General features: G+C 40.8%; 21 protein-coding genes and 1 pseudogene. 2 read left to right on the top strand and 20 right to left on the bottom strand.

From position 1 onward, the window contains the following. Positions 1 to 10: 10 nt before the first annotated feature. The 10 genes from ACUW6H_RS06885 to pnp all read right to left on the bottom strand — a co-directional run bounded on the left by ACUW6H_RS06885 (position 11) and on the right by pnp (position 10635). Positions 11 to 2227, bottom strand: coding sequence for a RelA/SpoT family protein (locus ACUW6H_RS06885; protein WP_454363329.1), 2217 nt, complete (start codon positions 2225 to 2227; stop codon positions 11 to 13). 148 nt (positions 2228 to 2375) lie between these two features. After that, on the bottom strand, positions 2376 to 3506 hold the full coding sequence (locus ACUW6H_RS06880) for an ABC transporter ATP-binding protein (protein WP_454363327.1): 1131 nt from the start codon (positions 3504 to 3506) through the stop codon (positions 2376 to 2378). Between the two features lie 114 nt (positions 3507 to 3620). Further along, positions 3621 to 4490 carry a helix-turn-helix domain-containing protein gene (locus ACUW6H_RS06875; RefSeq protein ID WP_454363325.1) on the bottom strand — a complete coding sequence of 290 codons (870 nt, stop codon included), beginning with the start codon at positions 4488 to 4490 and terminating at the stop codon, positions 3621 to 3623. Positions 4491 to 4492: 2 nt separating this feature from the next. After that, the gene (locus ACUW6H_RS06870) at positions 4493 to 4879 is read right to left on the bottom strand and encodes a Mini-ribonuclease 3 (RefSeq protein WP_129313632.1); all 387 of its coding nucleotides are present in this window, start codon (positions 4877 to 4879) and stop codon (positions 4493 to 4495) included. Beyond that, a complete protein-coding gene (cysS, locus tag ACUW6H_RS06865) occupies positions 4872 to 6215 on the bottom strand; it encodes a cysteine--tRNA ligase (RefSeq protein ID WP_454363323.1) in 1344 nt (447 codons plus the stop codon). Before cysS ends, ACUW6H_RS06870 begins: the two co-directional genes overlap by 8 nt. Positions 6216 to 6232: 17 nt before the next feature. Then, entirely contained in the window at positions 6233 to 6754 is a 522-nt protein-coding gene (locus tag ACUW6H_RS06860; protein WP_454363321.1) for a dihydrofolate reductase family protein, read from the bottom strand. Between the two features lie 8 nt (positions 6755 to 6762). Then, positions 6763 to 7527: a nucleoside phosphorylase gene (locus ACUW6H_RS06855; RefSeq protein WP_454363319.1), complete on the bottom strand. Its 765-nt coding sequence runs from the start codon at positions 7525 to 7527 to the stop codon at positions 6763 to 6765. A gap of 13 nt (positions 7528 to 7540) precedes the next feature. Then, a complete protein-coding gene (locus ACUW6H_RS06850; protein ID WP_223361695.1) occupies positions 7541 to 7759 on the bottom strand; it encodes a YdeI/OmpD-associated family protein in 219 nt (72 codons plus the stop codon). 30 nt (positions 7760 to 7789) lie between these two features. Next, complete coding sequence (gene cysE / locus ACUW6H_RS06845) at positions 7790 to 8407, bottom strand: serine O-acetyltransferase (RefSeq protein WP_454363317.1); 618 nt, start codon at positions 8405 to 8407, stop codon at positions 7790 to 7792. Positions 8408 to 8421: 14 nt separating this feature from the next. Next, positions 8422 to 10635 (bottom strand): polyribonucleotide nucleotidyltransferase, encoded by a 2214-nt coding sequence (pnp, locus tag ACUW6H_RS06840; RefSeq protein ID WP_454363315.1) that lies wholly within the window; start codon positions 10633 to 10635, stop codon positions 8422 to 8424. Positions 10636 to 10702: 67 nt separating this feature from the next. Between pnp and ACUW6H_RS06835 the strand changes: the two are divergent. Continuing rightward, a pseudogene (locus ACUW6H_RS06835) lies at positions 10703 to 10792 on the top strand (5-methyltetrahydropteroyltriglutamate--homocysteine methyltransferase); the annotation flags it as partial. 520 nt (positions 10793 to 11312) lie between these two features. Here ACUW6H_RS06835 and metF read toward each other — a convergent pair. The 9 genes from metF to ACUW6H_RS06790 form a co-directional block, all read right to left on the bottom strand. Next, complete coding sequence (gene metF, locus ACUW6H_RS06830) at positions 11313 to 12179, bottom strand: methylenetetrahydrofolate reductase [NAD(P)H] (RefSeq protein ID WP_414387659.1); 867 nt, start codon at positions 12177 to 12179, stop codon at positions 11313 to 11315. Between the two features lie 92 nt (positions 12180 to 12271). Then, positions 12272 to 14521 (bottom strand): 5-methyltetrahydropteroyltriglutamate--homocysteine S-methyltransferase, encoded by a 2250-nt coding sequence (gene metE / locus ACUW6H_RS06825; RefSeq protein WP_454363313.1) that lies wholly within the window; start codon positions 14519 to 14521, stop codon positions 12272 to 12274. A gap of 243 nt (positions 14522 to 14764) precedes the next feature. Then, a complete protein-coding gene (locus tag ACUW6H_RS06820) occupies positions 14765 to 15127 on the bottom strand; it encodes a TIGR02328 family protein (RefSeq protein WP_454363311.1) in 363 nt (120 codons plus the stop codon). Further along, positions 15111 to 15515, bottom strand: a complete 405-nt coding sequence (locus tag ACUW6H_RS06815; RefSeq protein ID WP_454363310.1) for a YbgA family protein — start codon at positions 15513 to 15515, stop codon at positions 15111 to 15113. Before ACUW6H_RS06815 ends, ACUW6H_RS06820 begins: the two co-directional genes overlap by 17 nt. A 104-nt stretch (positions 15516 to 15619) precedes the next feature. After that, a complete protein-coding gene (locus tag ACUW6H_RS06810; RefSeq protein ID WP_454363308.1) occupies positions 15620 to 16993 on the bottom strand; it encodes an SIR2 family protein in 1374 nt (457 codons plus the stop codon). After that, positions 16977 to 18839, bottom strand: a complete 1863-nt coding sequence (locus tag ACUW6H_RS06805; protein ID WP_125424697.1) for an ATP-binding protein — start codon at positions 18837 to 18839, stop codon at positions 16977 to 16979. Before ACUW6H_RS06805 ends, ACUW6H_RS06810 begins: the two co-directional genes overlap by 17 nt. Continuing rightward, positions 18836 to 19912, bottom strand: coding sequence for an SIR2 family protein (locus ACUW6H_RS06800; RefSeq protein ID WP_125424696.1), 1077 nt, complete (start codon positions 19910 to 19912; stop codon positions 18836 to 18838). Before ACUW6H_RS06800 ends, ACUW6H_RS06805 begins: the two co-directional genes overlap by 4 nt. Before the next feature lie 148 nt (positions 19913 to 20060). Next, on the bottom strand, positions 20061 to 20822 hold the full coding sequence (locus tag ACUW6H_RS06795) for a DUF6261 family protein (RefSeq protein WP_454363306.1): 762 nt from the start codon (positions 20820 to 20822) through the stop codon (positions 20061 to 20063). A 25-nt stretch (positions 20823 to 20847) separates the two neighbouring features. Then, positions 20848 to 21063 (bottom strand): hypothetical protein, encoded by a 216-nt coding sequence (locus ACUW6H_RS06790; RefSeq protein ID WP_454363304.1) that lies wholly within the window; start codon positions 21061 to 21063, stop codon positions 20848 to 20850. A 517-nt stretch (positions 21064 to 21580) separates the two neighbouring features. Between ACUW6H_RS06790 and ACUW6H_RS06785 the strand changes: the two genes are divergently transcribed. Continuing rightward, complete coding sequence (locus ACUW6H_RS06785) at positions 21581 to 22198, top strand: TVP38/TMEM64 family protein (protein ID WP_000076178.1); 618 nt, start codon at positions 21581 to 21583, stop codon at positions 22196 to 22198. A 324-nt stretch (positions 22199 to 22522) separates the two neighbouring features. Here ACUW6H_RS06785 and scrK read toward each other — a convergent pair whose 3' ends face one another. Beyond that, entirely contained in the window at positions 22523 to 23410 is an 888-nt protein-coding gene (scrK, locus tag ACUW6H_RS06780) for a fructokinase ScrK (protein WP_454363301.1), read from the bottom strand. Positions 23411 to 23451 lie beyond the last annotated feature (41 nt).

Raw genomic sequence — 23451 nt, 5'->3', positions numbered from 1 at the left:
TTCTATTCAATTATCCGTTGGTCCGTTTGACTGAGTATACCTCTGGCACACTTTTAATTTTATCCACTACTGTCGTTAGAGTTGAGAGATTTGAGATTCCAAAGGATACATGGATATTGGCAAATTTCATATCCTTGGTTGGTTGAGCATTAACGGTTGAGATATTCTTAGTGGTGTTGGAAAGAACTTGCAGAACATCATTTAAGAGACCTGTACGGTTGAGGCCATAGATATCGATATGGGCAATATATTCCTTGCTTGAGTATTGGTCTTCCCATTCCACATCAAGGAGACGTTGCTCGTAGTTTTCTTGGGCGCGAAGGTTCATACAGTCCACGCGGTGAATGGCCACACCACGGCCCTTGGTGATATAGCCAACAATATCGTCACCAGGCACTGGATTGCAACACTTGGCAATCCGAACGAGGAGTCCTGAGGCACCTTCAATCACCACACCACCCTCATGCTTGACCTTGAGGGTTTCTTTGTTTTCAACCTTAACCTCGCCACCTTTGACAAGTTCTTCTGCTTCCGCCTTGGCCTTGGCACGCTCTTCCTCACGGCGTTCCTTTTCAGTCAGACGATTAAAGACCGTAATGGCACCGATTTCTCCAAAACCAATGGCTGCAAAGAGAGATTCTTCTGTCTTATAGCTGGTCTTTTGAAGGACTTGGTCCATGTGACGCTTGTCCATAAATTTATTGGCTACATAGCCATTTTCTTGGAACTGAGCTATCAGCATTTCACGGCCCTTGTTAACAGACAATTCCTTATCTTGGTTTTTAAAGAACTGACGAATCTTGTTGCGTGCCTTGCTAGTCTTGACCATGTTGAGCCAGTCACGACTCGGTCCAAAGGAGTTGGGGTTGGTGATAATTTCAACCTGATCCCCTGTCTTAAGCTTGGTTGTCAGCGGAACCATACGGCCATTGACCTTGGCACCAGTTGCTTTTTCACCGACTTTGGTATGAATTTCATAGGCAAAGTCAATCGGGCCTGAATCTTTTGGAAGGGAACGTACAGCCCCATCTGGGGTAAAGACGTAAATCTCCTCAGCCAGATAGTTTTCCTTAACAGAATCTACAAATTCCTTGGCATCATCAGCTTGGTCTTGCAACTCAATCATTTCCTTGATCCAGTTCATCCCGATAGCTGATTCTTTGCTGTTGACCTGCCCCTTGATTCCTTTTTTATAAGCCCAGTGAGCCGCAACTCCGTACTCAGCAACCTCGTGCATTTCCTTGGTACGAATCTGGAATTCAATCGGACCTTTTGGCCCATAGACAGTCGTATGGATAGACTGGTAACCATTGGCCTTACGGTTAGCGATATAATCTTTAAAACGCCCAGGCATTGGTTTCCAAAGCTCATGCACATAGCCAAGCATGGCATAGACATCACTATGAGTCTCTAAGATACAGCGAATGGCAATCAGGTCATAAATCTCCTCAAAACGTTTCTTCTTATCCTGCATCTTGCGATAGATCGAATAGATATGCTTGGGACGGCCATAGATTTTCCCTTTTAGATTGCGTTCGGAAGTGTAGTCCTCTAACTTTGTCACGACTTCATCGACCAAAGCCTCACGCTCTCTGCGTTTTTCCTTCATCATGTGAGTGATCTTGTAAAACTCAGTTGGATTGAGATAGCGGAAGGACAAGTCTTCTAACTCCCACTTGACGCTGGAAATCCCCAGACGATGAGCAAGTGGTGCATAGATTTCCATGGTTTCTCTAGAAATACGTTCCTGCTTGTCTTTTCGTAGATGGTTAAGCGTTCTCATGTTATGCAAGCGGTCAGACAGTTTAACCAAGATAACGCGGATATCCTCAGACATGGCCATGAGCATCTTGCGGTGATTTTCCGCTAATTGCTCCTCGATCGATTTGTACTCGACCTTACCAAGCTTCGTCACCCCATCAACAATAATGCGAACATCATGACCAAACTCTTGCTCTAAATCATCCAGTGTAGCATCCGTATCCTCAACCACGTCATGCAAAAAACCGCAGGCAACCGTCACGGCATCTAGCTTGAGTTTAGCTAAAATCCCTGCCACCTGAATGGGATGAATAATATAGGGCTCGCCAGATTTACGGTATTGACCACTATGGCATTCAACGGCGTAAACCAAGGCTTTATGTACAAAAGCAACATCTTCTTTCGATAAATATTTTTGCGTTAAAGCGACAACCTCATCGCCCGTCAAATTCACTTCTTTCGGCATCTATTCTCTCCAATTCTTCCTACCATTTTATCACTTTTTTAAGAATATTAAAACTAGAAAAGCCTGTTTTCATGCCTAGCCTATGCATTTAAAAGAAAAAGCACTGCAAGAGAAACTCTGCAGTGCTTTGCTATTCTATTTATTCATCTTAGTAGACAGTTTTTTCAGTTTCTACGTCGAAGAAGTGTGCTTTGTTCAAGTCAAATCCAAGTTCAACTGTTGCACCTGTTTGCAAGTAGTCACGAGCATCCACTTTTGCAACAAATTCATCTTTACCAACTTGGCAGTAAAGGTGAGATTCTGAACCAAGCAATTCTGATACAGAGATAGTTGCTTTAACCACTGATTCTGGGAATGTTTCAAGGAAAGCAGGTTCTGCATTCACATCTTCTGGACGAATACCGAAGATCAATTCTTTACCTTCGTAGCCTTTATCACGAAGAACTTTCAAAGCTCCTTCTGGAACTTTCAAGCGGAAACCGTCAGAAACAATTTCGCTACCAACCAATTTCACATTGATGAAGTTCATAGCTGGGCTTCCGATAAATCCTGCAACGAATTTGTTAACTGGGTTTTTGTAAACTTCTTGAGGAGTACCGATTTGTTCTACGCGTCCGATAGTACCTGTACCAGCAGGGTTCTTAGTAGCTGACATGATAACGATACGGTCCGCAAGAGTCATCGCTTCTGTTTGGTCGTGGGTTACGTAGATAGTTGTAGCACCGATACGACGGTGGATCTTCGCAATTTCAGCACGCATAGATACACGAAGTTTGGCATCCAAGTTTGACAAAGGTTCGTCCATCAAGAACACTTTTGCATCACGGACGATCGCACGACCCATGGCAACACGTTGACGTTGACCACCTGAAAGGTCAGCTGGTTTACGATCCAAGAACTCTTTCAAGCCAAGGATTACTGCAGCTTCTTGTACACGTTTGTCGATGTCTTCCTTGCTGTATTTACGCAATTTCAAACCGAAAGCCATGTTGTCATAAACAGTCATGTGTGGGTAAAGAGCGTAGTTTTGGAATACCATGGCGATGTCACGGTCTTTTGGAGCTACGTCGTTGACAACCACGCCATCGATAGATGCAGTACCTTCTGTAATGTCTTCAAGACCAGCGATCATACGAAGAGTTGTTGATTTACCACATCCTGAAGGACCTACGAAAACGATAAATTCCTTGTCTTTGATGTCCAAGTTGAAATCTTCAACTGAGTAGTGTTCGCTGTTTGGATATTTTTTGTAAATGTTTTTAAGATTTAATTCTACCATGGAAGGTGAACTCCTTTTATTTTTTGATAGTTATATTATAAATGAAAACGCTTTACATTTCTATGGCAAGGTGACCAAAAAAATAAAAAAGTTCTGTGCAACTTGCACAAAACTTTAGAGAATATCTGGTAAAATCAACTGATAACAAAGGGTGAGATCCGTCAACTCCTTCAACTGAAGTCCTGTCAATTCTTCCCACTTATCAATCTTGTATTGAAGAGAATTGCGGTGCAGATAAAGTTGCTGGGCTGTTTTAGTTAGGACAGCACTATTTTCCCAGAGAGAAAGGATGATCTCCTGAATCTGATCTTGGTCCAGAATCAACTGACTAAGGTATTCTTTGATAATTCTATGGTCAACCAGCCCTTCCCCAAGACTCCAAAGATAGAGCTGTGAAAAAGTATGAACCCCTTGATGACCTTGACGCCACCATGCCTTAAACAAGTCCCGCTCTGCTTGGATTAAATCTGACAGAGCCTGATACCCAGTCTGTGACCAGACCTGCCCTAACATGATAGACAGACGAAGACCAAAATCATACTCTACTGCCTCAATCGTATCGGATAAGATTGAGCGAACAGAGCTGTATTTATCTTGCTGGAGAATAAAAACATAGTCCTGAACTCCGACCTGCAACACTGTCTGGCAGTTTGGAAAGAGGGTCTGCATCATATCCAGCCAAGAGGCTAGATTTTCCTGTTGGTAATAGGATAGATGGCAATAAACCAGTTGTATCTTTTTAAAAGTTTGAGGCGCCTGCCCCTTTCCCTCGATCAGATAGGAATACCAAGGATTGAGTGAACTAGCCTGCTCCTGCTGGGTTAAAAGGGCAATTAACTGCTTTTCACGTTCAGTGAGATTGGTCTCCTCCAGTAAAATCCACTGTTGAGAAGATAGAGGAAGTGTAAGATATCCTAGCTTCTCTATCGGCTGATCTGAAATCTGAGCCTCAGGAAACCAGTCTAGTAATTCTTTTGCAAGCATTTCTACACCTCCACTTTTTGGATACACCACGAAATCAAGGTCTCTAGACGCTCCATATTTTCAGTCAGATGAAGATAACCCATGACCGCTTCAAAGCCAGTCGACATGCGATAAGTTACGACATCCGCATTTTTAGCCTTTGTGTGGCTATTGGTATTGCGCCCACGTTTATAGATTTCTTCTTCTTTTTCCGTAAGGACTTGCTCCTCCAACATGAGGGAAATCAGGCGAGCCTGAGCCTTGGCTGAGACATACTTAGTCGCTTCTTGGTGAAGTTTATTGGGCTTGGTCATGCCTTGCAGGATGAGGTGGCGGCGAATATACATGGAATAAACCGCATCTCCTTCAAAAGCTAACGCAATTCCATTAATGAGATTGACATCAATCACGTGTCCACCTCACTCCATCTTTGGTGTCAAGGAGCTTAATCCCTTGAGCAGCCAGTTGGTCACGGATTTGGTCTGCTGTCGCAAAGTCACGATTATCACGCGCTTCTTGGCGTTTTTGGATCAAGGTTTCGATCTCTGCATCCAAAACTTCCTCAACAAAGACAATTCCAAAGACTTCCAACATAACCGCAAGAGCTTCCTTGACACTTGCATCATAGTTGCCTGAATTGATCCATTTGGCCATTTCAAAGACAACTGTGATACCATTGGCAGCGTTAAAGTCCTCATCCATAGCCGCTACAAACTTATCTTTAAAAGCTTGTAACTCTTGAGCATCTACAGTCCCAGTAAATGGTTGCTCGTAAGTGTTCTTTAGATACTTGAGATTGGTCTCGGCATCACGCACTGCTTTTTCCGTAAAGTTGATTGGTTTACGGTAATGCTGAGTCGCAAAGAAGAAACGAAGCACTTGTCCATCAATGGTTTTGAGGGCATCATGGACAGTGATAAAGTTGCCCAAGGACTTGGACATCTTGACATTGTCGATATTGACAAAGCCATTGTGCATCCAGTAGTTAGCAAAAGTCTTACCTGTTTTAGCTTCTGACTGGGCAATTTCGTTGGTATGATGCGGAAACTCAAGGTCAGCTCCACCACCGTGAATATCGATGGTATCGCCTAAAATCTCAGTAGACATGACCGAACACTCGATGTGCCAGCCTGGACGACCAGGACCCCAAGGGCTGTCCCAAGAAATCTCACCTGGTTTTGCAGCTTTCCAAAGGGCAAAGTCTACAGGATTTTCCTTACGAGCCGTTTCTTCATCGGTACGACCTGAAGCACCCAGCTCCAAATCTTCTAAGGTTTTATTAGCCAACTTGGCATAGTTGTGGGATTTTTCCACGCGGAAATAAACATCCCCCTGGCTCTCGTAGGCAAAGCCTTTTTCAATCAAGTCTTCCACAAAGCGGATTATGTCAGCCATAAACTCGACTACTCGTGGATGGCGAGTCGCAGGTTTCACTTCCAAGGCCGTCACATCCTCACGAAAGGCCGCGATGTACTTGTCCGCAACCTCCTGAGGTGTGATGCCTTCTTCCTTGGCGCGATTGATAATCTTATCATCTACATCTGTAAAATTGGAAATATAATTGACCTCAAATCCCCGATACTCAAAATAGCGGCGAACAGTGTCAAAAGCTACTGTTGAGCGGGCATTGCCGACGTGGATATAGTTGTAGACCGTAGGCCCACAGACATACATCTTAACCTTACCGTCCTCGATTGGGACAAATTCTCGCAAATCACGAGACATGGTGTCGTAAATTTTAATCATGCGGTCCACTCCCTTCTCTATTTCTGACTTTTTCGGCTGAAAACCAGCTCTGCAAAAGGACCAAATTGTCTGAGGCTATCCAGTTGGTAAAAGCGCTGCCCTTCCTCTTGAGTAAAGAGGGGAACTCCCTTTCCTAGGATAAGGGGCGCTATCTGAATAATGAGGTGGTCGAAAAGATCCGCATCCAAGAGCGGTCCTACCAAGGAATTACCACCAATCACAAAGACATTTTTGCCTTTGTCAATCTGGTGAACAAAGTCCACCACATCCCCAGCTACTGGCTGGTAATTGCTGACAGGCAGGTGCCTATCATGCGTAAAGACATAGTTCTCCGTAGCTTGATAAAAACTTTCTACATCTTGCAAATCTTGGATTTCCTCAAAGGTCCGCTTACCCATGATGGTGATATCCATTTGCCTGTAAAAGTCATCATAGCCTGTATCCTCTACAGAACCAAGCTGATGCAGCCAGTCTATCCTGTGCTGGCTGTCTGCCAAGTAGCCATCCAAGGTGATACAGCCGTAAAAATATACTGCCATTCTTGTAGTTACCTTTCTAGTTCCTTGGCTATTATTAAAGCGATAGTGAAAAAAGTCATGGCATCAGCTGTCCGCTCTTCATGGCGGGCATCCCAGGCTCGGTTATGATGATCCACATAGTCAGCTGTGTAGAAGAACTGATAGACTTTACTCTTGCGAAATTGACTCCAAGCCATGATAGCTGAAGCTTCCATGTCCACCACTTTGGCTCCAGCAGCCAAGCGACGCTTGACCTTATCAGGCGTTTCTCGATAAAAGGCATCAGTCGTCCAAGACTTGGTGCGGATATGCTCGATGCAAGATTTGTTCAAAGCTTCTTCCATGGTTAAGAGCAAAGTTTCGTCATAAGCTATCTCATCACTTGGAGGAGCGTAATGGTAACTTGTACCTTCATCACGTAGAGCTGAACTTGGTAGGATAATCTTATCTGCCTGAATAGACTGATCGAGAACTCCACAAGAACCTAGAATGATGAAATTCTTGAAGCCTCTGGCCGCCAACTCCTCCAGCTGGCCGACTATCATAGGAGCCCCAATCGGAGCCAACATAACTGCTAGCTTGATAGGACCTTGGCGGTAAATATACCATGGATGCTGTCCGTTTATGCTTTTCAAATAGCCTCCTGGATAGACTGCTTCTGACTCAATCAAACGTTTCAGAATTTCGCCATTAAAGGACAGGATGATGGTTTCACACACTTCACCCTTGTCATGGACTGACTTTTCAGTTGGCTCAATAACTGCTACTACATCTTCAAATTCCTCTAATAGCATAAGTTCTCTTTCTTTAAAGCTTCAGCAAATCCAGCTTCATCTTTTCTATGCGGCGCAGCTTGGTCTCATCTTTTTTGGCTTCACTGATATAGCGAGCCCATTCGCGCTGGTGGCTAGGCGGCAGTTTTGTAAAGCGCTCCTTGGCGGGACCGTCCAAACCTTCTTTCAGTTCAAGGATTACCTGGTTCAAAATAGCATCTGATAAATCTGACATGTCGGTTCCTCCTGTCATATTTTACTTAGATAACTTTGCCAACCTTTTCTAAAGACTTGACGAATGGTGGCTGGCTTCACGGGCATGCTCTAGCTTGTCTAGATAGTATTTCCGTTTCTCCTCTACCTCGTGAATGGTCGGCTCATCTTTCTGTCCATGAACTCGAACGATCTTAGCCGGAATACCGACGACCGTCACATCACTAGGTACATCTGCCACAACTACTGCTGCTGCTCCCACCTTAGCATTTTCACCGATTTCCACCGGTCCAATAACTTGGGCATGAGCCGATATGAGAGCTCCTTTACGAACGGTCGGATGGCGTTTCCCACAGTCTTTCCCAGTTCCCCCAAGAGTCACCCCATGATAGAGGAGAACTCCCTTCTCAACAATAGCCGTTTCTCCAATGACTAGGCCTGAACCATGGTCGATAAAGACACCTGATTCTATCTGAGCCCCCGGATGGATCTCAATCTGAGTCCAAAAGCGCCAAAACTGACTGTGCATACGAGCCAAGAGTTTAAAGCCATGCTTCCAGAGAAAATGCGAGAGACGGTGGGCAGCCAAGGCCTTGACACCCGGATAGGTCAGTAGAACCTCCAAAGTGGTGCGCGCCGCTGGATCATTTTCTTTTACAATATCAATGGTTTCGCGCCACCATCCCATACATTTCTCCTTTCTTATTCTGAGTCTTTTGGTTTGTGTGTAAATTCTTTCTTCGGTTTGTGATCCTTGTGATGACGTGGACGGTGAGGACGTTCAGACTTTTCACCTTTTTCATCACGCTCAGGTTTTGGTGGACGTGGAAGAAGAGCCTTCATAGAAGCATCAACACGTCCTTTTTCATCAATCTTGATAACTTTGACATCGACTTCGTCTCCAATAGCCACCAAGTCTTCGACATTATTGGTACGCGTCCAAGCCATTTCCGAAATGTGAACAAGGGCGTCTGTCTTGTCAAAGAGGTTGACAAAGGCACCAAATTTCTCGATACGAACAACCTTGGCATGGTAAACTTCATCGACTTTAGCCTCACGCACCAAACCAGCAATAATTTCTTTAGCACGATTGATAGCATCTTGGTCGCTAGAGTAGATAGACACATTTCCTTCTTCGTCGATATCAATCTTAACGGCTGTTTCAGCGATAATCTTGTCAATCGTTTCTCCACCCTTACCGATGACAATCTTAATCTTGTCCACATCAATCTTGATGGTATCAATTTTCGGAGCAGTTGGAGCCAATTCTGGGCGAACTTCTGGAATGGTTGTTTCAATCACATCAAGGATTTCAAAACGGGCTTTCTTGGCTTGAGCAAGGGCTTCTGTCAAGATTTCTGCAGTAATCCCTTGGATTTTGATATCCATTTGAAGGGCTGTAATCCCGTCACGAGTACCTGCAACCTTAAAGTCCATGTCTCCAAAGTGGTCTTCCAAACCTTGGATATCTGTCAAGACTGTATAGTTATTTCCATCTGAGATGAGACCCATGGCAATACCAGCTACTGGCGCCTTGATTGGCACACCACCAGCCATAAGGGCAAGAGTTCCTGCACAGATAGAGGCTTGAGATGATGAACCATTTGATTCCAAGACTTCTGCTACCAGACGGATAGCGTATGGGAATTCTTCCAAGCTTGGCAAGACTTGAGCAAGAGCACGCTCACCGAGAGCACCGTGACCAATTTCACGACGACCAGGCGCACCGTAACGACCTGTTTCCCCTACAGAGTATTGAGGGAAGTTATAGTGGTGCATAAAGCGTTTCTTGTACTCTGGATCCAAACCATCGATGATTTGAGTTTCCCCCATTGGAGCCAAGGTCAAGACTGAAAGGGCCTGAGTTTGCCCACGAGTAAAGAGACCGGAACCGTGTACGCGAGGAAGGAAGTCAACGACTGCATCCAAAGGACGAATTTCATCGACCTTACGTCCGTCAGGACGAACCTTGTCTTCTGTGATCAAACGGCGCACTTCAGCATGTTCCATTTGTTCCAAGATTTCAGCCACATCACGCATGATACGGTCAAATTCTTCATGGTCTGCGTATTTTTCTTGGTAAACGGCAGTCACTTGGTCTTTCACTGCTTGAGTAGCAGCTTCACGCGCTAATTTTTCTTCTACTTGAACCGCTTTTTGGAGGTCACTGTTGTAAGCTGCGATGATTTCAGCCTGTAATTCAGCATCTACGTGGAGCAATTCTACTTCTGCTTTTTCTTTACCAACAGCAGCAACGATCTCTTCTTGGAAAGCAATCAATTCTTTGACTGCTTCGTGCCCTTTGAGAAGAGCTTCCAACATGATTTCTTCTGACAATTCTTTGGCACCAGACTCAACCATGTTAATAGCGTGTTTGGTACCAGCTACTGTCAATTCAAGAAGCGAACGCTCTGCTTGTTCTTGACTTGGGTTGATGATGATTTGGCCATCTACATAGCCTACTTGTACCCCAGCGATTGGTCCGTCAAATGGAATATCTGAGATAGAAAGTGCCAAGGATGAACCAAACATAGCTGCCATTGGTGCAGATGCATTTTCATCATAAGAAAGAACCGTATTGATCACTTGCACTTCATTACGGAAACCTTCCGCAAACATTGGACGGATTGGACGGTCAATCAAACGCGCTGTCAAGGTAGCATCTGTTGAAGGACGTCCTTCACGTTTCATAAAGCCACCAGGAAACTTCCCAGCCGCATACATTTTTTCTTCGTAGTTGACTTGAAGAGGGAAGAAATCCCCAGTTGCCATCTTCTTAGACATAACGGCCGCAGTCAAGACAGTTGACTCACCGTAACGCACGACAACTGCACCATTTGCTTGCTTAGCAACCTGACCAGTCTCTACGATTAACTTACGACCCGCAAAAGTCGTTTGAAACACTTGTTTTGTCATTTTAATCCCCTTTGGATTGATGAAATTATACGCCTTGCCTACAAAGATCAAGATACTAAGCCGTTAAGCAACTCAAAGGAAAATAGGAAATCGAACGACGGAGCGACTGCTCCTAGGTAGATTTATTTTTTTCCACAGAGTTGTAGGCGTGTTCAATTAATCAAGATATTTTGGACGGTTCGGCTTGCCGAACATTTCTGTAGAAAAATAGGAAGGTGACGCCGCACTCGATGAGTGCAAGGAAGCTTATCTTTTTTCCTAAGAAATGAGACCAAAATTCAATTAAGTAGTTTTTTTGATATTTCACTGGAATAGTGCGGACGGGAGGTAAAATTATCCAGTGGATGATTTTAGGAATCCAGGGAATTTCATCCCTTATTTTTTAGCCTGAAGTCTAAAAAATTCCGTCCTAGAAAATAACAGAGTTATTCTCTAGGATACCACTATAGCGTGAAATATCTTTTAAATACTCACTCCGTTCGCGTTTTTTGAGACACCTATTATCATATTTTGTTTAAAAAATAATCCACTTTAAACAAACTTCTACAACCTAAATACCCTCATCTTTGTATCAAGTACGTACAGAGTCTATTTTATCATATTTTTCTTAAAAAGTGCGGGCTTTTCTATTAAAAAGGAACCATTCCCCTCAACTGAGAAGAATGGTTTGCTTTTTATTACCCTAAAGACTGATGATTAAACAAGGCATGGGTTGCTTGGTGAATGTATTTTGCTGTTTCAGCATTGTTCATGGTGTAGAGATGCACACCTGCGACATCCTGGGTTACCAAGTCTACGATTTGATCCACTGCGTAGGCAAGTCCTGCTGCTCTGAGCGACTCAGGGTCATGCTCGTACTTGTCTAAGATGGCCTTAAATTTACGTGGAAGGTGGATATTCTCACAAGTCTTCAAGAGACGAAGCGCTTGGTTACGGTTCAGAATTGGCATGATACCCGCATGAATAGGAACATCAATCCCTGCCAAGGTACACTTGTCTTGGAAATCATAGAAACGCTCATTGTCAAAGAAAAGTTGCGTTACGAGACTTGAACAGCCTGCGTCCACTTTCTTCTTGAGATTTTGAATATCCGAGATCTGGTTTGGCGAGTCAGGATGCCCTTCAGGATAACAAGCTCCAATAATATCAAAGTGAGGGGCTTGTTCCTTGATGAACTCGATCAAATCCGTTGCGTAGCGGAAATCCTTTTGTGGCTCCACATCAGGGATAATATCCCCACGCAAGGCCAAGATTTTCTGTACCCCAACCTTATCCAAGTCTGCAATGGTTTCAGCAACCTTTTCCTTGGTCAGATAGATAGCTGGCAAGTGGGCAATAGTTGGAATCGCCAAATCATTCTGGATAAAGTCAGCCAAACGAACCGTCGTTTCCTTGATATTAAATTTATTATTGCTGGCAGTCACACTGATAAAGTGAGGTGCTAGCTCCTGCATATCTTGAAGAGCAGAAATAATCTTATCATTACCCACAGCTGGGTTGGGAGGGAACACTTCAAATGAGAGTGACGGTGTTTGGCGTGACATAGTTTTTGTCCTTTTCTTTGATTTTGATATTGCTTAGCTAGATAGAGCTAAGCAGTTCCTTGATCAAACAGTGTCAAGAGAGAAATCGAATTTTACAATTTCTCACGTGCAGCTTTAGCTGCTTCGACAAGGCGGATCAAGCTTTCTTTTGTTTCTGGAATACCACGTGTTTTCAAACCACAGTCAGGGTTGATCCAAACTTTCTTGCTTGGCACTTTAGCAAGAATAGCATCGATTGTGTGGTCGATTTCGCCTTCATTTGGCACACGAGGTGAGTGGATATCGTAAACCCCAGGTCCCACTTCTGTTTGGAAGTTTTTCGCTTTGAGTTCGTCCAAGATTTCAAGGTTTGAACGGCTTGCCTCAAATGAAATAACGTCCGCATCCATGTTGTCGATAGCTGGGATGATATCTGTAAATTCTGAGTAACACATGTGAGTGTGAATTTGTGTGTCTGGAGCTACTGTAGAGTGTACCAAGCGGAAGGCAGGAATAGCCCAGTCAAGGTAGTCTTCGTACCAGTCGCTACGACGGAGTGGCAATTTCTCACGAAGAGCAGCCTCGTCGATTTGGATGATTTTCACGCCTGCAGCTTCAAGGTCAAGAACTTCATCCTTAATAGCAAGAGCGATTTGAAGAGTAGAATCCTTGATAGAGATGTCTTCACGTGGGAATGACCAGTTAAGGATGGTAACAGGACCAGTCAACATACCTTTAACAGGTTTGTCAGTACGGCTTTGTGCGTAGCTAGACCATTTCACAGTGATTGGGTTGAGACGAGTGACATCGCCCCAGATGATTGGTGGTTTAACCCCACGCATACCGTATGATTGTACCCAACCATTCTTAGAGAAGAGGTAACCTGACAAGTTTTGGCCGAAGTACTCAACCATGTCATTACGCTCGAATTCACCGTGAACAAGCACGTCAAATCCAACTTCTTCTTGCCATTTGATCCATTCGTCGATTTGCTCTGCCAAGAACTTGTCATAGTCTTCTGCTGACAACTCACCCTTACGGAAGGCCAAACGTTTAGCACGAACTTCCTTAGTTTGAGGGAATGAACCGATCGTTGTTGTTGGAAGTGCTGGAAGTTTGAAAGTTTCTTCTTGGATCGCTTCACGTTCTACAAAGGCTGGCAAACGAGTGTAGTCTGCGTCTGTCAAGCCAGCAATACGGGCACGAAGTTCAGTATTTTCACCCACACGCTCAGTCGCAAAGAGTTCTTTGTTTGCTGCAAGAGCTTGTTCACCTTGACCGTTGCGGATAGCATCCAAATCACGGATCTCATCCAATTTTTCAACTGCAAAGGCAAAGTGGTTCAAGATAGCTGGTTCAAATTCTTCGTTAGCAGTTGTAAATGGCACATGAAGAAGTGAGCATGAGCTTGTCAAGACAATGTTTTCAGCTGGAATTTGCTCAAGAACAGCCAAGCTCTTTTCGTAGTTGTTGCGCCAGATGTTCTTACCATTGACAATACCTGCATAAAGAGTCTTGTCAGCTGGGAAACCACCTTTAACGAGTTCAAGCGTTTTCTTACCTTCAACGAAGTCAAGACCGATCGCATCTACTGGCAATTTTACAAGGTCAGCGTAAACGTCGCGGACGTCTCCGAAGTAAGTTTGAAGCAAGACTTCAAGACCTTTCTTGTCAGCCAAGAGTTTGTTGTAGAGGTTCAAGAAGAGAGCTTTTTCTTCAGCAGTCAAGTCTTTTACAAGAGCCGCTTCGTCCAATTGGATACGAGTCGCACCAAGTTCAGCCAATTTTGCAAAAACTTCTTGGTAAGCAGCGACAAAGCTATCTACGAAGTCTTCTGCTTTCACACCTTCTTCAAAGTCTGACAATTGAAGGAAAGTGAATGGACCTACAAGAACAGGACGAGTGTTCAATCCAAGTTCTTTGGCTTCTTGGAATTCATCAAAAATCTTGTGACCAGCAAGTTTGACTTGAGTATCTTTTTCAAATTTAGGAACGATGTAGTGGTAGTTGGTGTTGAACCATTTCTTCATCGGAAGGGCACGAACATCCCCTTTTTCACCTTGGTAACCACGCGCCAAAGCAAAGTAGCGCTCAAGGTCAGACAAGTCCAAGTTTTGAACAGAAGCTGGCACCACGTTGAAGAGGAAAGCAGCATCGAGGAAGTTGTCATAGTGAGAAAAGTCATTTGATGGGATTTCAGTGATGCCTTTTTCTTTGACGATGTTCCAGTGTTTCGCGCGCAATTCTTTTGCTGCTGCAAGGAGTTCTTCTTCTGAGATTTCTTTTCTAAAGTATTTTTCAGTTGTAAATTTTAATTCGCGGAATTCACCCAAACGAGGGAAACCGATGATTGTAGTTGACATGATGTGTCCTCCAAAATTTGTTGTTGAAACTATCTTAACAGAAAAGAAAGCGCCTGTATAATTGTAAATAATTAGGATTTGATATAGTTTGAAACTATATCATTATTTTGAACAAAAGAAAAAGACTTGAGACCAGTGCCTCAAATCCTTTGTATGGCTTGTTTTGTGTTGTCTTTTAGTTAAAATGCTCAAACAAGCTATTGATAATTCTCATAAGTGACTATGGCTTGATATTAGAAAAGACTATAGGTTGATCCCCTTCTCTCGAAGATTAGCCAGACACTCCTCGTAGTATCCTGCATCATGCTCACTATAGATAGGATTGTCCAACTTTTCCTCAGGCAAGTCTTCATAGGGAGTGCAAATTTTGCCACGGTAGTTCTTGTCCAGCCACTCTGGACTGACATTGTAGCCACGGTCAGCCATCTCCTCCATGATCAAGCGATGATAGGCATAGAGACGATAGGGCGAGTGAGTAAAGACATAATCAACCGTCGCATGCTTTCTACCCCAGCCATTGCCACGCAGGGCGCAACATTCTCGATGTTGCCCCAAAAGCTGAGGACGGGGAAGTTGTGAAATCAAAGCCTCATGCCAAAGTCTCATGGGAGTCTCCTTTCAGTAAAGTCGAATGTTGCAAGTAGGTATTTGGATAGCGATCCAGCAAGTCTCGAGTCTTAGCGATTAAGTCTTCCTTAGAAGCCTGAGCAAAGCGGTAGCGATCCAGCAGGAGCATATAGTCTTTGCGCTCAGCATCTGTCGCTTTCTTTTTGAAATAGCCCCAAATATGCTGAAAAGCATTGCAAACTTGACCCCTGTGTTCTGGGATTTGACAAGCACGGTCGATCAGTTCTTGAACATGACTCACCTCCACTTCTTCATTCTTCAAATATTGGCGAATCTCATTGTAAATATTGCTGGAATGGCTCAAAACGAGATATTTATTTCTAGCCCAGAGTTGTTGGCATTGGGATTTTTGGTTAGTTTGTTCCATATTTCTCCTTACTTTCTATCAGTTTCCAGGAAATATGGAAACAAAGTTGTAAATTAATTTTTTAAGATAATGAGCATGCGCTAACTATTTCTTGAATTATAAAATTAACAATACCATGGCATACAATGAGGGATTCCCCCATTCTTATAGGGAGTAACTTTCTCTTTACAATAATGGTAAAATTCTGGGATTCTATTTTCATTTAAGTAGGATAATAATGTTTCTAAATCATCAAAAATTTCACCATTAAAATAAAACATAGGTAGTAATAAAGCATCTTCGTTTTCATTACGTGTGAACAATTCCAATGCCGAAAAGCCATCAGAATACCCCAGATCATAGTAAGCTCGTAAATACTCATTTTCACTCATTCTTTTGTTATATAAATACAAATAACTATGAACAACGTCATGAGTATAATTTGGCATTAATACTCTTCCTGATTTTTCATCAGCTATACATCTTTGCAAAGCATGTATCATACCATCTTGGTATGCAACTGTCAATAATAGTTCGGGATACTCTTGCAAAATTTCATGAAACTTTGCATCATCCATCCAACTTAAGTGTGCATTTATTAAAATTTCATTTGCTTCTTCTGCAAAACGATATACCATACTGTCAATCAGAGTTCCTTGATGAATAAGTTCATTTTTCAAAGACTTAACAAAAAATGTTCCATCAGTAATAATCGGAATTATATTTTTAGGGTGCTTCTCCAACCACTTTTCATCAATTGTAACTAAATAAAATTGATTTGCAAACTGTCCCAAATCATCTGAAAGAATCTCAATAATTTTATTCAAGTCTTCATCACCGAAAGAAAAACCTACAAAGACTACTGTTTTTGTTGATAAGATAGTTTTTAATCTATCCCCAATAGGTTTTGTTGACAATTTTTGATAGCAATTTTCATAGTCCTCCTCAGTTGCAATAATTGAACCTATATTTTTTATAGAACCATGAATTTTAAAAACCCTTTTATCAAATGTATCCCACAAAGCAACATCTTCATTATAAATAATTGGAAACATATCACAATTATCTTCAAACAAAGTATCCCAATTAGTTGTTATTACAGTTCCAATCTGCGGAATTCTAGCAACTTCTTTGTGAAATTCTGAAGCAATACCATATAGCTCCGGAAAATTTTCTATCATTTGAAATCTGTTATTTATCCTTTTAAATAGTTCTTTTCTACCATTTGCGACATTTTCACAAAACAAACTCATTAACTTAGAAAAGGATAGATTTTCATCTACTTCAATATGATTTTTATATTCCAACACATTTTTTATATCCGTATAAAATGAAGTAGGCATAACTTTTTTTGACTCCGTACTTATACCTGCACCACAGAATAATACTAAATCTCCCTTAATTGCTGCTTGAATGACATCATCAGGCAACGTAAAATCATTATCATTGTTACATTCTCTACACCCTTCTATAAATTTTCCTTTAATTTTTACCATCATTTCTACTCCACAATTTTGTCAAAATAACATCATCACTATTCGGTCTAATTATTTCTTCTTTATCTACTTTCACAAATACTGGAACTTGAATAGCATTACCAGTAATTATAACCTCTCCTTTACCTAAACTAGGAATTTTATTAAAGGAAGTTTTATCCAACGTAGGCATAGTATTTCCCAACATTCGTAAATCATTGTCATTAACCAATCTATGAATGAAATAATTATGAACTTGTGAAAGAATAGTCGGTGAAATATCTGCTGGTCGTTGACTAGATATAGTTAAGTAGAAACCAAATTTTCGCCCTTCCTTAATGATTTCCTCAAAAATATTCAATCTGTAGTCCTGCCAAGTATCTCCTACAGAATGATTTTGAGCATTTAAAATATTATGTGCTTCATCAATAATTAAATGACTAGTACATGTAACATCGTCTCGATTTATATTCTCTTTCTGTTTATCATAAACCATTTTTGAAATAAGCATTGGAATTAGTCTGGTAATCTCCTGATTAGCATGTACGAGATTAATAATATTTAGACTGGAAAAATCTCCATCAATACTCTCTTTAACTTCAACAACTTTTTTCAAACTATTTAGAGCTGTATCAATTCTATGAAATAAAGGATTAATATGCTCAATGTTTGTTGATTTCCAAGCTGATTGATGTACTTTTTGAAAATCAAGATGAAACTTCAATTTGTCAATTTCTGGGAGTGCGTCAAATTTATTACATAAAGCTTCTTCAATTTCATTAATTCGTAGATAATGTATTTCGGAGTTTTCTATTGGAGTATTCGCATTAATTATATAGCAATCTACACCGTTCCTCTTTGTAAAATAGGATTCATATGCAGAATTGTAATACAAATTACTTTTTAAGACAGTAAATAAATCACTGTTAATGTATTTCTCTGCAATCGATGTCCAATTATCTTTAGAATCCAAACTCGCAGAATTCCCAGTAGTTAAAATCTTTTTCAATGTTCCCACAACAAATCTTGCAATACTAGTACCATCAAATTTATTCTCCTCCCATATTTTAAGCGCTTTTCTCAAAAATGGCACTTGTGTAGCTATTGTTGCTCCAAATAGGATTGACAAAATATCAGGATCAAATAAATAATCTGAAGTGATTGGAATTTTATTATTGGTTTGATTTCTAGTATCTATATCAAACACCTTCTTATTTTCTGTGACATCAAAACTATCATCTTTTGTATATTCACCATTAAAATCAATAACATAGAATTTTGAAAGCTCTAAAATTTTTTCTCTATAGTCAGACCGAAATAATTCTAAAAATAACTTATGCAATGTATTTGATTTACCGCTACCAGTATTCCCAAAAACACCAATATGGGAGGCAAAAATTTTATTAATTGATAAAGGGATAACTTGACCTTCTAAGATTGATTTTCCAATAGAAATTGTCGGCTCAGACGTATTAATCCCATATATTAATTCTAAGTCTTTTTTTGAAGTAATACATACTTCATTACCAATCATAGGTACATATTGACTTGTTACTTGAAATTCACCTTTTTCAATAACACCTTTAGTCTTCAAATGAACAATTCGATTTATAGAATTCTTTGAAAATCGATTGTCAAATTCTGTACTTCGAATTGTATTTTGCTGATCAGCAACTTTCTCAGTAACAACCGAAGCGATGATTTTTACATTATTCTGCAAAATTGTCAAAAATGCACCAATTTTAGCACCTTGTAAAATATCTCCATACCATAAATACTCTGCATCATTAGATAGTTGATACATTCCAACTTGAGAAATATCACCGTCAACCCCTACAATTACACCTAATTTTTTCACATCACGATTCATTTTACTTCTTCATCCTCGATGATAAATAACTCTGTCAAACTACTAATATCAAAATTTCCACTTGTATTCAAAATGTTCTTATTTTCAGATTCTAAAGCAGTTGGTATCACTATCTGAAGATTCCTAGGAATATTATCAAGAGACAAATTATTCTTAATAACCTCAAAATCACTATCAGCATAGCAAAATATATAAATCATTAATTCTGGATTCTTTAAGGACCTCCTTACCATCTTTGCAATATGATCATCTTGAAACGAGAATCCTACAACAATTAATACTGATTGAGGTTTATCTAACTCTAGTTGGAATACTCTTAACATATCATGAAAATGATTGTTAAGATATGTTTCCTGTCCTTCAAGTCCGGTAGGCTTAACAACTACTGGTTGATCGACAACATACGGTCTTATTAAAATCTGATTATTTTCACCTTTTTCCCAATTCATAGACCCATGAGGTTTAATTAAAGAAATTGATGGAAGCTCATTTAAATAATTTTCATTTAATCCTCTATACGCCACACTTTTATTATAATTAGAACTATCTAACACTTTATGGAAATAACCGTTGCTCCCATCATTAAATATAAAGTTCTCATTTTTCATTAATAGATCCAAAGAATTTTCAATAAATAAATCATAATTTGTAGTAAAAATACTAACACTCTTTGAAACCGTTCTAGAATTTGAAGTGTAAAGCAATGTAATTACTTTTTCTAAAAACTTTACATATCGTTCCAATACAAAACCAATATTATTTTCAAAGGTATTGAAATTCTTCAGCTCAGTAAAATAATCTGTTGAATACAAAGTCTGTTTATCCATATTTTCAACAAAATACTTGATTCTATCATTATGTTCCCAAAGCAAAAAGGAACTCACTTTCCATATATGATTTTCTAAATTAGCATTTGCATCTTCTTTACTTACAGTCATACCTTTATCATCTTTTGAAAAGAACTTCATTAAAGGAATAGCTGGATTTGATACTCCTGAACCAATTAAAATATTCAAGTTTTTTGTTAGTATATTTCTTTTAAATTGTTCCACATTAAAAATTATATTCTCCATAGTATTTTCCTTTTATTAACCAACGATAGAAATACAACTATCTTTTTTTAACATAAAATGTAGACTAACATTATTTTTACACTTAGATTATATCATAAAACAGCAAAAAAACGCCTTTAGATAATAATATATCTAAAGACGTTTATTTTTATCCTGCTACTTGTTCTGCTTCTTCTACTTTAACTTTCTTATCCTTCTTACTCGAACCAGTCAATCGACGTTTACTATCTCGGATTGTATTGAGGTCCTTGAGGAGTTTGGTCAGGTGCTCTTTTTCTGGATAGGCTTCTGCGCTGGCTGCGGTATAGCGCATAAAGAGGTCGTAGATACTGGTTAGTTCGGTGCGGACTTGTCTGGTCTTGCCGACTTCCTTAGCAGACTTATGAGCACGCGCCTGACTTTCCACCTTATCATATTCCTCTTGCGCACTGATTACCGCCGTAAGCATAGGGGTTAGTCCTAGGCTAGTAACTGCCGTCTGGTAGGGTTCTTCGCTGAGCGTTTTGAGCAGACTCTTGATTTCTGCCGTTTCCACATCATTGCTATGCTTGGTGATATTCTTGTACTTGGCAAAGACTGGTTTCAAGGTCTCATGGGCTTCTTTGAGTTTGCTTTCCTTGATCTTAGCAAATCCTCGATGAAGGGTAAAGAGACCGACTAGGGCACTATCACGATTTCGATCGACTTCGGTCAGGTTCGTCGCCTCTTTCTTTTCTACGATAGCAAGTTGGCTTTGGAAGTCTGCTAGCTTGCTCCTGAAGGAATCGAGATGCTTGCTATACATAGGCTCGTCCTTATGTGCCTTGGCAAAAACTTCTAGTAGCTGACCCGTATCTACCATGAGACTTTCAAACTCACGGTTGGTAAAGTTGGTGTAACTTAGAGGGCGGATAGTGAATGTTTTAGTCATGATGATAACCTTTCTATTTAACGAATCATTTAGTTTTTTCTTTATCAAATAAAGACTGGATTAGTTCAGGAAGATAGACCTGTTTTTGATCTGTTTTTACAATGCTTCCTTGTCTAGGAGGTTGAATTAAAGGTCTATCCTTTCCTACATAAACTTGAAGCAATATACAGACCAAAAATAGGAGGCCCAATAGAGGAAGGTCCGATAGGATACCCTCATCATTTTCTTTATCTTTCTTCATCAGATTTCTCCTTTAAGTTGATAAGACAATTCTAACAAATAGCAAAGAACTTATGACACTCATCCGCTCAACTGTCTACTTTATCATCCCAACAGCACTTTTTCAGTCTATTTCTTACTTTTACAGGATAAATCAGTCATTTCAGAAATAGAAAATCCCTATCTGACTGGAAATACACTCCGTCTGTCAGATAGAGACTCTTACTATTTTTAGATTTTAACTTTTCTAGCTTTAGAATACATCTAAACTTTAGGAAAGACGACTATTCGAAAGCTCGAAGACCTCAAAACTTTCTCAGAAAGACTATCCGAAGCTTAGAATACTCATAAATTTATGTATTTCTTATCATTCTAAGCTTAGAATACATCTAAACTTTAGGGAACTGACTCATCCAATACTTAGAATAAGGTCTAAAATATTTAGAACTTAGAATAAGGTCTAAAATATTTAGAACTTAGATTAGTCTTTATTATCAAAATATGGTATAGTAGTATCATACTATCTATGAGGAGTTTACATGTCACAGGATAAGCAAATGAAAGCTGTTTCTCCCCTTCTACAGCAAGTCATCAATATCTCATCTATCGTCGGAGGTGTCGGCACCTTGATTTTCTGTATTTGGGCCTATCAGGCGGGTGTTTTACAGTCCAAGGAAACCCTATCTGCCTTTATCCAGCAAGCTGGGGTTTGGGGACCACCACTCTTTATCTTTTTACAGATCCTACAAACCGTCGTTCCGATCATTCCGGGAGCTTTGACCTCAGTGGCTGGGGTCTTTATTTACGGTCACATCATCGGAACCATCTATAACTATATCGGCATCGTGATTGGCTGTGCCATTATCTTTTATCTCGTGCGCCTCTATGGAGCTGCCTTTGTCCAGTCCGTCGTCAGCAAGCGCACCTATGATAAATACATCGGCTGGCTAGATAAGGGCAATCGCTTCGAGCGGTTCTTTATCTTTATGATGATCTGGCCTGTTAGCCCAGCTGACTTTCTCTGCATGCTGGCAGCATTGACCAAGATGACCTTCAAGCGCTACATGATTATCATCGTTTTGACCAAACCCCTTACCCTAGTAGTTTATACTTATGGTTTGACCTATATCATTGATTTCTTCTGGCAGATGTTTTGAGAATAGAAAAATCCGTTTGGTTGCCCAAGCGGATTTTTTGAACATAGACAGACTATCGCTTAATCCTAAATATACTTTGGTATGGAAATCATGCCTATTTTTCAATAGTGAATCGAGGACTTACCTAGCCTTTCCGCCGTGATAAAAATATCTGAAATCTAATGGTTTCAGGTGTTGGGAAACTTTGAGACTTTAGGCTCAAAGTTTAGGTATGGAATTTCGAAGAAAGTCACTACCGTCCGTCATCACTTAAGGAAAGGCTCAAAAAACATTGTCTTCAAGCAAAACATCCGTTTGGTTTCCCAAGCGGATGTTTTCTTTGTTTTATTTTGCGACGCTTTTAGCGAGAACAAAGTTCCCCAGTGTTGCGGAACCATTGCCTGCGACTGCTGGAGTTACGATGTAGTCACGCACGTCTGGTACTGGTAGGTAGCCATTGAGAAGAGCTGTGAATTTCTCACGTACACGGTCCAGCATGTGTTGCTGTGCCATGACGCCACCACCAAAGACGATCACATCTGGACGGAAAGTCACTGTTGCGTTGACCGCAGCTTGAGCGATATAGTAGGCTTGAACATCCCAAACAGAGCTATTAAGTTCGATGTTTTCACCACGAATACCTGTACGAGCTTCGAGACTTGGACCAGCTGCGAAGCCTTCCAAACAGCCCTTGTGGAAAGGACAAACACCGTTGAATTCTTTCTCCACATCCATTGGGTGTTTGGCTACATAGTAGTGCCCCATCTCAGGGTGACCTGCACCACCGATAAACTCGCCACGTTGGATGACACCTGCACCAATACCTGTACCGATTGTGTAGTAGACCAAGTTTTCGATACGGCCACCAGCATTGTTACGGGCAACCACTTCACCATAAGCAGAGCTGTTTACGTCTGTAGTGAAGTACATTGGTACGTTGAGGGCACGACGGAGGACACCAAGCAAGTCCACATTTGCCCAGTTTGGTTTTGGAGTCGTTGTGATAAAGCCATAGGTTTTTGAGTTTTTGTCGATATCGATGGGACCAAATGAACCGACAGCAAGACCAGCAAGATTATCGAATTTTGAGAAGAACTCGATGGTTTTATCGATAGTCTCGATAGGAGTTGTTGTTGGAAATTGTGTTTTTTCCACAACATTAAAGTTTTCATCACCGACAGCACAGACAAACTTTGTACCGCCTGCTTCTAAGCTTCCGTATAATTTTGTCATGATAAACCTCTTGTTTTTGTTTTCTTTATTATAGCATATTT

This window comes from Streptococcus sp. 151470009-6 (assembly GCF_053628175.1).
This window is presented reverse-complemented; position numbering and strand designations above follow the sequence as displayed.